This is a genomic window from Janthinobacterium tructae, assembly GCF_006517255.1.
Classification (GTDB): domain Bacteria; phylum Pseudomonadota; class Gammaproteobacteria; order Burkholderiales; family Burkholderiaceae_D; genus Janthinobacterium; species Janthinobacterium tructae.
This window is the reverse complement of record NZ_CP041185.1, coordinates 2,580,302-2,593,818: the sequence shown is the minus strand read 5'-3', so window position 1 is coordinate 2,593,818 and position 13,517 is coordinate 2,580,302. Positions and strand designations below refer to the sequence as shown.

The 13,517-nt window shown below is 66.7% G+C and carries 2 protein-coding genes; both read left to right on the top strand.

The features are described 5' to 3' along the window. Positions 1-179 precede the first annotated feature (179 nt). Entirely contained in the window at positions 180-12,443 is a 12,264-nt protein-coding gene (locus tag FJQ89_RS11380; protein WP_141170254.1) for a filamentous haemagglutinin family protein, read from the top strand. Between the two features lie 151 nt (positions 12,444-12,594). Further along, entirely contained in the window at positions 12,595-13,278 is a 684-nt protein-coding gene (locus FJQ89_RS11375) for an RNA polymerase sigma factor (protein ID WP_168208440.1), read from the top strand. Positions 13,279-13,517: the final 239 nt, after the last annotated feature.

Genomic DNA, 13,517 nt, shown 5'->3' with positions numbered 1-13,517 from the left:
GAAAAAAGTTTCAAAAAAGTTTGCGGTATTTGCGTGGTGCTGTTCGTCACCCATACATAGGGGCTTTTTCTGTTGCAGACGCTACGCGGCTGCGCTGCGGAAAGCCTTCATGAATGTGGCTGGCCGGCGCGAGACGGTCAGCCGAACGGCATCGACTCAATGACCAGGCGGAAACTTACATGAACACACGCGGGCGCAGTGGCAGGGAAAATCAAACGATACGCAAACAGGATCGGGTATTCAGGCTGGCACCGCTGGCGCGGGCCATCGCGCTGACACTGGTCGCAGGCGCGGTAACGCTGCCGGCCCATGCGCAGCGCACGTTCAGTCCGGCATGGTTTGCCGACAAGGGTGCGCTCCGGGATACGGCGTCGCAAGCGGGCCGGCTGCCCGGCGGCCAGCCCGCATCAAACCTGGCGAACCCGCTCGGACAGCAGCAGAAGGCCAACGAGCAACTGCAGCGCTCGATCAACAACCTGAACCTGGCCGCGCGCGGCATCGCGGCGCAGCAGTCGGCCCAGGCCGCCGCCCGCCTGGCGGCCGCCAATGCTGCATCCGTCCCCGATGGCATGAGCGCGGGCGGCCTGAAAGTTGATACCAATTCGCTGACGGCGGGCTGGCACAACGCGAATGCCCCGGAGCTTGCCCAGGTCGACGGTCGCAGCAACGTCGCCATTGTGCAGACCGGCGACAAGGCCATCCTGAACTGGGAGACCTTCAATGTCGGGCGCAATACCACGGTCGAATTCAGGCAGCAGAAGGATTGGGCCGTTCTCAACCGCGTCAACGACCCGAACGCACGGCCCTCGCAGATCCAGGGCCAGATCAAGGCCGATGGCACGGTGCTCATCGTCAACCGCAACGGCATCGTCTTCAATGGCAGCAGCCAGGTCAACACGCGCAATCTCGTCGCCGCCGCCGCCGGGATCGGCGACGCCCAGTTCAAGACCAGCGGCATCTACACGGCCAATGCCAGCGAACCCAGCTTCACCAACGCCGAGGGCAAGGTAGAAATTCAGGCTGGCGCGCGGATCGCCACGCTGGCCCCGAAGACTTCCACCGAAGGCGGCGGTTACGTCCTGCTGCTCGGCAAGGAGGTGCACAACGCGGGCGACATCGCCACGCAGAAAGGCCAGACCGCGCTCGCGGCCGGCGACAGCTTCGTCATCAGGAAGGGCGTCGGCACCGACGGCAACCAGGCGTCGACCACGCGCGGCAACGAGATCACCCCACAGTTCAGCAGCGATAGCCTGTCGGGCAAGGTCAGCAACACCGGCCTGATCCAGGCTCGCGAGGGCGACGTGACCATGCTGGGGCGTGAGGTGCAGCAAAACGGTGTCGTACTCGCCAGCACCAGCGTCAACACCCGCGGCACCGTGCACCTGAACGCCATCGGCGCGGACGGCAAGGTCGCCTTCGGCCAGGGTGCCACTACCGCCGTGGTGATCGAAGACGACGGCAAGACCACTGCCCTGGACAGCCAGCGCGATGGCCTGCGGGGACCTGCCACCACGGCTGCCGAGAACATCGTGGCCATCACCGACCGCCGCGACCAGTCGCGCATCGAGATCGGCAGCGGCGGCACAGTCGACTTCCAGAGCGACTCCCTGACCTTGGCCACCGGTGGTCAGATCGACATCCATGCAGCCCAGCGCAGCCTGGTGCGTGAGCGCGCCCGGATCGACGTCTCCGGTGCCGTGGGCGTGAACCTGGCCATGGAATCGAACAACGTCAAGGTCAACATCCAGGGTAACGAACAGCGCGATGCACCGGTCAACCGGGATGGCAAGACCCTCAACAGCAACGACGTGTGGATCGACCGCCGCAGCCTGGTGTTCGTACCCAAGGGCACGAACGGCTACGCCACCGACCGCTGGTACACCGCCGGCGGCCTGCTCGAAGTCGGCGGGTATCTGGGTACGGCGGGGCACACTGTGGGCGAATGGATGGCGCAGGGCGGCACGCTGAGCTTCGGCGGCAACGATGTGGTCACGCAGGCCGGCTCGAACATCAATCTGTCCGGCGGCACGCTGAATGTGCAGAGCGGTTTCATCAATCAGACGTGGCTCAAGGGGAGCGATGGGCGGCTGTATGACGTGAACAAGGCGCCCGGTGATCTGCTCTACAAAGGCATCTACAAGGGCTACGAGTCGGATCACGAGCGCTGGCAGGTCACGGAGCATTTCTATACCCCGCTGATCGCATCGCAAAGAAAGTTGGAAAACGGCTACACGGTGGGGCGCGATGCCGGCACGCTGGTGATCGCCACCAACGCCGCAGTACTCGAAGGCGACATCACCAGTATAGCCTTTCAGGGCGTGCGCCAGACGCAGGCTGCCCAAGCTGAGCTGGACGGCTACAACCAGTCGCACGGCGCAGTGGCGCGACGCGGCCAGCTCATCATCGGGCAGCACTTGCCGATGTTCGACAAGAGCACTGGTCTGTTGAGCCACAGTTTGGGTGCAGTCATGCATGAGGTTGAGCTCAAGGATACGCAGGAACGCATTGCGGCGGAACTGGACCTCACAACGGCCCTCCCGACGCAGAGGCAGGGCACGCTGGTGCTCGACACGGCGCAGCTCAATGGCTACGCGATGGGAGCCATCAAGATCGCGGCGAAGGGCAAGATCGCGGTCAACAGCGATCTGCAAGTTGGGTCGGGCGGCGAGATCGTGCTGTACGCCCCGGTCGTGGATGTGACTGCCGACCTGACCGCGCACAGCGGCACCATCAGGCTGGGCAATGTGCTCAAGCAAGTCAGCGGCAACGCGCGTATCGAAGACATGAGCCTGGACGCTGCAACTGGCGTGAACGCCGGTGTCACCGTGGCCGAAGGCATCAAGGTGGACACCAGCGGCCTGTGGAGCAACCAGCTGAAGGATCTGGCCGACACGCGTGGATTGGCGTTCCGTGACGGCGGCAGGGTATTGCTGCGCAGTACTGGCGACGTGGTGTTGGGCGAAGGCAGTACGCTCGACGTGTCTTCCGGCGCGGCACTGCTGGCCAAGGCGAAGCAGCAAGGAGGCAAAGGCGGCAGCATCACCCTCGAAGCGGACGGCTTCAACACCGGCGATGGCCAGGTGCGGCTCGGTGGCGCCGTGCTGCTCGGCCATGGCGTGGACGGCGGCGGCACGCTCACGCTGCAGACGGGTCGCATCGCCATCGGCAATACCTCGGGTGCGGCGCTGGCCGACACGCTGATGCTCGGCGCGGATTTCTTCAACAAAGGCTTCGCTCGCTATGCGCTCATCGGCAACCATGGCCTTGCTGTGGCCGAGGGCGCGCAGATCGACGTGAGGATGCCGCTGGCCCGCTTCGGCACGTATGCGCAGGACGCCGCCACCGGCAGTCAACCGTCCGACGCGCTGGAACTGTGGACGCCGCCGCTGTACCAGGAAGACGCTGTCAAGGCCCTGCTCACGCAACGCAAGGGTGCGAGCCTGTCGCTGCAGGCCGGTACGGCAGGCACCTCTGCCGATGAACTGCAGGCGGTGCAGGCCGTGATCGGAAAAGGTGCTGTGCTCAGTGTCGACCCTGGCCAGTCCATCGATGTGCGCAGTGTCGGCCAGCTCACGATGGACGGCGCGCTCCATGCGTGGGGCGGCAGCGTGAGTCTGGGGAACCTGGCGGCAGCCGGTTCCGAGACGGACAAGGCGGTCGGCCACGGCCGCTCGATCTGGATCGGAGACGAGGCGCTGATCGATGTGGCGTCTCGCGCCGTGAGCGCGCTGGACAACCGGGGCCGCAGCTATGGCCAGGTCCGCGACGGTGGCACCATCATCATCGGCGGCGGGATCGATCCGGAGAGCGGCATTGCCAGCGCTGGCGACCTGTTCGTGGTGGTGCGCGAGGGCGCACGCCTCGAAGCTTCCGGCGCCCACGCGGCGCTGGACATTCCGGGCCAGGGCCGCGTGCAGGTGGCCAGCAATGGCGGCAGCATCAGTCTGGCGTCCAACAATGGCTTGTACCTGGACGGCAGCTTCACGGCCCGGGCCGGGGGCGCCGGTGCTGCCGGCGGCAACCTGTCCGTGGCCCTGGAAAGCCCGTACTACATCCGGACGTCGGTTACCGACCGCGTCACCAAAGTGCGCGAACTGCAGCTCGGCCAGGTGCGCCAGGGCAGCATGCTCGCGGACACGGCCGATGCCGCCGCCGCCAGCCTCGAATACGGCCACGGCCGGCTCGGGGTGGACCAGGTCAGCGCAGGCGGTTTCGACAACCTGGCCCTGCTGAGTAACGGCTTGCTGAGCTTTGACGGCGATGTGGCGCTGAACATGGGCCAGAGCCTGCGCCTGTACAGCGGCGCCTTCAACCTGAGCGAGACAGCCGCCATCAATTCGCGGGTCCGTCTCTCCGCGCCGCATCTGCTGCTGGCGGGCATTCTTGCCGCGCCGGAACCCAACCGCGACCCATGGCTGCGTCCGGTGCTGGAGGTACCAACGATGTCGCAACGGGAGACCGAGGCGGTATTCGAGGCCAGCGGCAATCTGATCGATGTGCGCGGCAATGTGCTGTTCGGTACCAAGGGCAACTTGCCGCAGGTCGATGGCAGTTCTATGAGCGTCGAGCGTCGCGGTTACGACGGCGTGCAATTGACCAGCGCGGGCGACTTGCGCTTCCTCGCCGGGGCCAGCGCGAACGCGGTCGCCACGGGTATCAGCACCCAGTTGATGACCAAGGGCGACCTGACCCTGCGGGCGGCGCAGCTGTATCCGGCGACGGCCGTCGGTGCCAGGGTGCTGGCGGGCTACCTGGACGGTGTGTCCGACGACTTCTACAACTACGACCGGACGCGCACGCTGACCATCGGCCGCACTGGCGATGGCGACGCAGCAGTGCCTTACTCCGCCTTCGGCCGCCTGCAACTGGCCGGCCCGAACATCGCGCAGGGCGGGGGGGTGCGCGCGCCACTGGGAATGATCGAGATCGGCGCCCTCGGCACCAGCGACGTCGAACTGCTGCCCGGCAGTCTGACATCGGTGAGCGGCAAGGGCCTGGTGATACCTTACGGCGGCACGCTCGATGGTCAGGTCTACACTTACGACGGCCAGACAGTGACATGGCTCGGCCAGGGGGGGATGCCCTTCGGCCGACTGGAAGCCGGCATGATCCTGGGCGGTCGGTCGTTGCTGGTGCAACCGGGCGCCGTGGTGGATCTGTCCGGTGGGGGCGAGTTACTGGGAGCCGGATTCATTTCCGGGCGTGGCGGCTCCACCGACGCCCGCTACCACCCTTTGCTTCAGACCGGCGTTAACGGCGGCTTCGTCTTGCCGGGACTGGGCACCAACCCGGTCTATGCCGTGGTGCCTGGCGTGCAAGCCGCTTATGCGCCGGTGGCGCCCGAGGGGGGCGCGGCAGACCCGATGGTTGGCCGGCAGATCAGCATCGGCGCCGGGGTGCCAGGGCTGGCAGCGGGAACTTATACCCTGATGCCGTCCACTTTCGCCTTGATGCCGGGGGCTTTCCGGGTTGAAATCAACGGCCTGGCCGGACCCGCAAGCAACGGCCCGGCGCAGGCGCTGCGCAATGGTTCCTGGTCTACCGCCGGGCGTTTATCCACTGCCCATACCGGCATCAGCGACAGCACGGCGCGCCAGGTGACGCTGACGTCAGCCGACACCTTGCGCAGTTACTCCCAGTACAACGAAACCGGGTATGCGCAGTTCGCCATCGCGGACGCGGCGAGACTGGGCGTGCCTCGGGCGATGCTGCCGATCGATGCCAGAACCCTGCAACTGTCGCTGCGACCGGGCGCCGGCGCGGGCGCCTTCTCCTTCGAGGGCATCGGTCGCTTCGATGCTGCGGCCGGCGGCTACGCTGGCAGCGTCGCACTGCTGAACATGGATAACGGCGGCATCGAAGTGGTGGCTGCAGGCAAGTCAGCTACTGATGGTTTCAGCGGCGTCAGCGTGAATGCCGACAGCCTCAACGGCATCGGCGCCGCACGGCTGATGATCGGCGGCATGACCTCGCTCCAGTACGGACAGACCGGCAACGTCATCACGCAGGCCCAGGGCGTCAACGCCAGCGACGGCTCCATGATCTTGCGCGCAGGAGCACAGTTGGCGGCACCGGAGGTGTTCATGATGAGCAAGGGCGCGTCGGGCGCGGTCATCGTGGAACAGGGGGCGTCGATCAACACCATCGGCCGTGGCAAGGCCAGCTATGACGCACGAGATGGCTTTGTCTACCAGGTGGGCAACATGCTGGCCGTGTCCAACGGCTTGCTCAACGTGACCAGCCCGACGAACGTGCAAGCCAGTGGCGGCATCCGCCTGGGCGTGTGCAGCAGCGAGCCGTGCAGTGGGCAGACCGCCCTGTATTCCGAGGGCAGCATCGTTGCCATGACCGACAAGACCCTGGCAATGGGCGATGAAGTGCGCTATGGAACCCGCCACCTCAACCTGGGCCTGTCCAGCATCAACGTCGGCAGCGCGGAGGCGCTCGCCGCCGCAGCGGCCGGCAAGCGCCTGCCCACCGGCCTGACCCTCACTCAGCCCGTGCTGGACCGCCTGCTGCGCGGCGACACGCAGTTCGGCGCGCCGGCCCTGGAAACCTTGCAACTCTCGGCGCGGGACAGCTTCAATTTCTACGGCACCGCCGCGCTGGACACTTACGACGCGGTGACCGGCAAGTCCCTGCTGAGCAAGCTGATGCTTTCCACCCCGGCGATCTATGGTGACGGCGGGGCCGGTGAGGTGGCGACCATCCGCACCGCCAACCTGATCTGGCAGGGCGCCGTGACGCCGGCCTCCGCGGTGGTGGCGGGTGGCGCCGGCACTGGCGGCGGGCGGCTGAACATCAACGCCGAGCGCATCGAGTTCGGCTACGGAGAGTTTTCCCAGCCCAGCACCATCAAGACCTTCGACCGCCTGGCCTTGGGATTTGCCGACGTCAAGCTGTCGGCGAGCGAACGCATCACCGCCAACCACAAGGGCAGCCTCTCGGTCTACCAGAGCCAGGGCGCGTACGACGCCCTCAAGGGCTATGCCTACAGCGGCGGCAACCTGAGCATCCTGACTCCGCTGATGACGGGCGAGGCCGGCTCGGTGAACCGCATTACCGCAGGCCGTGCCATCGATGTCGCCGCTTCGGCTGGCCCCGCCGGCAAGGCCGATGGCCTGGGCGCGGAGCTGTCGCTGCAGGGTGACAGCATTCGCCTGGCCAGCGCCGTGGTGCTGCCCAGCGGCAAGCTCACGCTCGGCGCGCGGGGCGACGTGGTGTTGACCGACGCGGCATCGGTCGATGTGTCCGGCCGCGCCATCGCCTTCAACGATCTTAGCAAGTACAGCGCGGGTGGCGAGGTGCGGCTGGACAGCCGCGCGGGCAACGTATTGCAGGCGGCGGGTTCGAGCATCGACCTGTCGGCGCAGCACAACCAGGCCGGCAAGCTGTGGGTGGTGGCCGTGGACGGCGCTGCCGGCACGGTTGATCTGTCCGGCAAGATCCTGGCCGGCAGCAGCGGTGACTACGATGCCGGCGGCACCCTGGTGCCTTACCTGGCCGGTGCGGTGGAGATCCAGGCCCAGCGCCTGGGTGCCAGTGGCGCCCTGAGCGACCAGTTCGCGGCCCTCAACGAGCGACTGAACCAGGGCCAGGTCTACGGCGCCCGCAGCTTCCAGCTCAAGCAGGGCGACCTGCGCATCGCTGACGGACTCAAGGCCAGCAGCATCAACGTGTCGGTGGATAACGGCAGCCTGCGGGTCACGGGTCTGGTGGATGCCAGCGGCGCACGGGTCGGCAGCATCACGCTGGCCGGCAAGCATGGCCTGACGCTGGACGGCAGCGCCGTGCTGGACGCCCATGGCAGCCAGTTGCGCGTGGACAGCTACGGCAAAATCATCGATGCACCCAACCGCGCCATCGTCGACCTGAGTTCCGGCACGGGTCAACTGGCGCTGGCTGACGGCGTGCGCATCGACCTGCGTCACGGCACCGGTGTGGCCGTGGGCAGCGCAGCGGGGCTGAACGACGGCCGCGCGCGCGGCACGCTCGAACTCTCGGCGCCGCGCCTTGGCGCGAACGGCCTGCCGGATTTGAACGATGCCGGCGATGCGGCGGTCTACGGCGACATCGCCATCGACGCGCGCGGCGTGCTCGACATCCGCGGCGCACGCTCCATCGCGGTCAACGGCATGCAACGCTACGACGATGCGCCGCTGGTCAGCACGGCGACTGCCAGCGGGCGGCCCTACCAGGAGATCACCCAGGCCTGGTTCAAGGCCAAGCACGACGACAGTGATGACTTCATCAACGCAGCAACAGAGCGCGCCAGTCTCATGACCGGCAAGCTGGCCGGCCTGCGCAATCCGGCCTTTGCCGATGCCTTTCATCTGCGTCCCGGCGTCGAGATCGTGAGCAATGCCGTGACCAATCCGGGTGGTGATATCGTGGTAGCGGGCGACCTGGATCTGTCGGGCTACCGCTACGCCAGCGTCAACCCGCACAACGAGCAAATCGACAACGTCCGCGGTTCGGGGGAGGCCGGTCGCCTGACCCTGCGCGCCGGCGGCGACCTGACCATCCACGGCAGCATCAACGACGGCTTTGCGCCGCCGCCACCGACTGCCGATGACAATGGCTGGGTGCTGCGCTCCGGCGTTGACCACACCGGCGGCACCATGGTGGTGCCGGGCAGCGGCGTGACCCTGGCCGACGGCACCACGTTTCCGGCGGGCACCACACTCAACTTCGACCTGCCGATCAAGGCCCGCAACCTGATCGCCGGCACGCGGCTGCCGGTCGCGGCAACTCTGACCGAGGCCTTGGAAATACCCGCTGGCACGGTGCTGGCGGCCGCAGTACGGGACCCCTCGGGCAATGTTCTGTTTCCTGCGGGCACCTTGCTGAGCCAGAGCGTGACCCTGCCGACCAACAGCACCCTGGACGCCGGCACCCTGCTGGGCAGTCTCACGCGGGTGAAGGCCATGGTCTGGCCCAAGGGCGTGCCATTACCCGGCAACCTGGGCACCACGGCCACCGTGATCCTCAATGGCAACAAGGCGCTGCCCCGTGGCGCGCTGCTGCCGTCTGGCACCAACGTCAAGTTGGCGGGCGGTGCGACGTCGGTGAAGTTGCGCGTCGAGAACGCGGGCCGCCAGGGGCAGCTCTGGGCCGTGGCGCCCATGCTGGCCGAAGGCGCACAGTCCTGGGCCATGCGCCTGGTGGCTGGTGCCGATACCGGGGCGGCCGACAGCCGCCTGCTGCAGCCTGATCCGCAGTCCGGTGACTTGCGTCTGGCCGACAGCCACTCCGCAGTGTCCGGCCCCAAAAAGGTGGTGGGTGGCAGCACCCGCTTCAGCGTGATCCGCACCGGCGCGGCCGACCTCGACCTTCTGGCCGCAGGCGATCTGGGCATGGACTCGCTGTTTGGCGTCTATACCGCCGGCAGTTCTTCCGCCGGCACCTTCTCTGGCGATCCGTACAACCTTCCGCAAGCACTGCAAGCCTCAGGCAGCCTTGCCCGTGCCTGGTATCCGGACCAGGGCGGGAACCTGCTGCTGAAGGCCGGCGGCAACTTGACCGGCAACATCGTCAATGTCTCGCGAGGCTCGTCGGGACGCCCCGTCAGCAACGACCGCGGCCACGACTCGGCCAACGTCGGCAACTGGTTGTGGCGTCAGGGCAACGGACTGAGCGGCAGTGATGCGCAAGCCACCGCCTGGTGGATCAACTTTGGTTCCTATGCCGCAGCCCTGTCGGGCGGCGCCGACCAACTGGTCGGCTTCACCGGCTTCGGCACCCTGGGCGGGGGCAACCTGGATGTGGATGTCGGCGGCGACGCTGGCATCATCCGGCCTCTGGCGGAGAGCCACACGGCCTCGGCGACCAACGCGCGCAGCCAGGGGCTGGTGCTGGCGGTCGGCGGCAGTGGACGGGTCGCCGCTGATGGCAGCCTGCAACTGACCGGTGGCGGCGATCTGAACCTGCGGGTTGGCGGCGCAGTGAACCCCGGCAGCGAGATCGGCCGCTTCCAGATCAACGGTGTACTGGCCAATGTGCGCGGGCATGTGCAGTTGAGCGGCGGGACCGTGGGAAGTCCGACCTTGCGCTACGGCACCCGCAGCACGGAGATGAATCCAGGCGAAGTCCGCCCCGTCGATCCATACACTGCCGCGACGGCGTGGGCGAAGGGAGGGCTGAGCCTGCTTGCCGGGGACGCCACCTTCAGCCTGATCACCCGCGGGGATCTGGTGGTGCAGGAGGTGGCCGACCCCGGGCGCGCAGAGCAGAAGAATGGCTCGCTGTATGTGAGCGCCGATGGCGTCAGCGGTGTGGGACAAAGCTGGTTCAGCCTTTGGACCGGGCGCACGGCGGTGGACCTGTTGTCACTGGGGGGCAACCTCACGCCGTTGAACGATGAGGCTGCGGCAACCGACCTGGCGATGGTCTATCCCGCGACACTGCGCGCGGTCGCGGCCAGCGGCAACCTGTACTACGGCCGCGCTGCGGGCGCTGACCCCAGCACCTTGCCCACGCACGGCGCACTGGTGCTGGCGCCGTCGGCCACCGGTCAACTGGAATTGCTGGCCGGGGGCTCGATCTACGGCGGTGATCTGGCCGTCAGTCGTTCCAGTGCGGCGCCGGAGTCGCTGGCGAGCATTTTGAAGCCTGCCTTCCAGGCTTTTGCCAGCGGTACGCCGATCGCGGGCAGCGGCAATGTTACCAGCGATGGCAGCATGGCCGGCCAGGGCGGCACGCCGCTGTTCGCCTTCGGGCCCAATACCGCGAGCCTGTCTTGGGGCGATGCGCTGGAACCCGCGCGCTTCTATGCGCTGGGCGGTGATCTGATGGGGGTCAACAGTGGACGTTCGATCACCTTCAACAGCATGTATGACCCGCGTTTCGGAAAGACCTTCCATGAAGGCGCCGGCCCGGTCTGGATGCTGGCCGGGCGCGACATCGTCAGCAGCGGCACGCTGCTGAGCGGCGCCAGCGGCGGCAGCGGAGACGCGACGTACAACATTGCCGGCAACCTGTTCGTGCACAACAATCCCACCGAGATCTCCGTCGTCAGCGCGGGTCGCGACATCATCTACAGCGGCTTCAATGTCGCAGGACCCGGCACACTGGAACTGACGGCGGTCCGCGACATTCGCATGGACGACAAGGTCGGCGTCACCAGCCTCGGTGCCGTGGCCTCCGGGGACAAGCGCCCGGGCGCCAGCATCGTGATGCAGGCGGGCGCGGGTGCCAACGGCACGGACTACCGGCGCTTCGTCGAGGGCTATCTCGACCCAGCCAAGGTGGTGCAGGCGGGCGAACCACTGTCTCTCCAGGGCGGCAAGGTCGCAAGAACCTATGAAAACGAACTGCTCACCTGGCTGGCCGAACGCTTCGGCTTCGTCGGCAACAGTGAACAGGCGCGCACCTACTACGCGGCGCTGCCGGCAGAGCAGCAGCGAGTATTCGCTCGTGACGTGTACTTCGCCGAACTCAAGGCAGCCGGCCGCGAGTACAACCAGGACGGCGGCGTGCGCCAGGGCAGTTATGTGCGTGGCCGCGCGGCCATCGCCGCGCTGTTCCCGGACAAGAATGTGGCCGGCACCCCCGTCGCGTACAAGGGCGACATCAGCATGTTCGGTGGCGCGGGCGTGCATACCGATTTCGGTGGCGACATCCAGATGCTCACCCCGGGCGGCGCCCAGACCTACGGCATCGAAGGTGCGGCGCCACCGTCCACGGCCGGCGTGATCACCCAGGGTGCGGGCGACATCGCGATCTACTCGCAGGGCAGCATCCTGCTGGGCCAGAGCCGCATCATGACCACCTTCGGCGGCGCCATCCTGGGCTGGTCGGCCGCAGGCGACATCAACGCGGGCCGGGGCTCGAAGACCACGGTGGTCTACACGCCGCCCAAGCGTGTCTACGACCAGTGGGGCAATGTGACGCTGTCGTCCAGCGTGCCGAGCACGGGCGCCGGTATCGCCACGCTGGCGCCGATTCCGGAAGTGCCGGCCGGCGACATCGACCTGATCGCGCCGCTGGGCACCATCGACGCAGGCGAAGCGGGCATCCGCGTGTCGGGCAATGTGAACCTGGCGGCGCTGCAAGTGGTCAACGCGGCCAACATCGCCGTCAAGGGGGCGGCTATGGGCATGCCGAGCGTTGCGGCGGTGAATGTCGGCGCATTGAGCAATGCCAGTGCGGCGGCGTCGCAGGCAACGGCCGCTGCGCAGGACGTCCTGCAGCGCGAGCGCAGCACGGCGCGTCAGAACCTGCCGTCGATTTTCACGGTGCGCTTGATCGGCTTTGGCAACGAGCCGATGGAGGGCGAGGGTGAAGCAGCGCCGCCACCCCGGGCCGGGCTGCAGTCGTCGCGCGGCGTTCCATACGACGCTGCCAGTCCGGTGCAGTTCGTTGGTGTCGGCCGCGACTTTGACGCCAGGCAGCTGGCACGCCTGAGTCCCGAGCAACGGCGCGAGTTGCAGCAGGACCGCTAGGCAGGTGGGTGGCATGCAGCGATGTTATCCACCTGTTTCCTCGCCTGTTTCCTGCCCGTGCAGGGAACAGGCAGGGGAAGGCCATGCACCCGCAGTGCCTGTGATCCCGTTTTCCCCCATTCTTGCAGCCGAATACCGAGGCACACCCGTCATGAATCCGAGTACCCTGGATGGCCTGAAGGCGTCCCATATTGCCGATGAGTTCGCAGCACAGCCATTCAGCGAGCACGGCCAAGGCATTGTGCTGGGCGATTTCCTGGCGGCGAACTACGCCCGCCTGCACCGCCAATTGTTGCGCAATCTCGGTTGTCCCGACCTGGCCAGCGACTGTCTGCACGACGCCTGGCTAAGATTGGCGGGCATGAGCGCCCCCGTGTTTGTGCAAAACCCCAACGCCTATGTCTACCGGGTGGCATGCAACGTCGCGATGGACCAGCTGCGCGGCAAGCGCTCTGCGCAGTACGACGATGACGCTGCAATCGAGCATCTGACTGACCCGGCCCCCGGTCCGGACCTGATTGCCTTGGCCCGTTCCGATTTGGCCGCTGTCGAGCGCGCGATGCAGCGCATGCCGTACCGGCACCGTTCTGTTCTGCTTGCCCTGAGGATCGACGAAAGGACGCGCCAGGAAGTCGCGGACGAATATCAGGTCTCCCTGACCAGCGTCGATACGATGCTGCGCCAGGCCCTGGACCACTGTGCCCAGGAAACCGGGCAGAATGCGCTCGGGGGCATCAGCCAGTCCCGGCGAGGTTTCTCGCGCCGCTGGCAGGCCAAGGTGCTCGCCGCAGAGCCCACTGCGATGGCGCGCGAACGACGCGGCATCCGGCACTGACAAGCGAGGCTGGCGGCGTTTGCTAAGAGCCTATCCCAGCAGGGGATGTATTCATCTACTGGAATAGGCTCTAAGTAACCCCCTGGCCGCGCTCGTGTCAGTGACTTGACGGACCTGCCATCCTTCGTTTTCAGCCTTCTATCCCCCGATTTCCGTCCCCTGTCGCTGTAATCAACCTGGCAACACGGCTTTCGCCTATGATTTGCTGGCACGTGCACGTGTGATGTTTCCCTTCATCC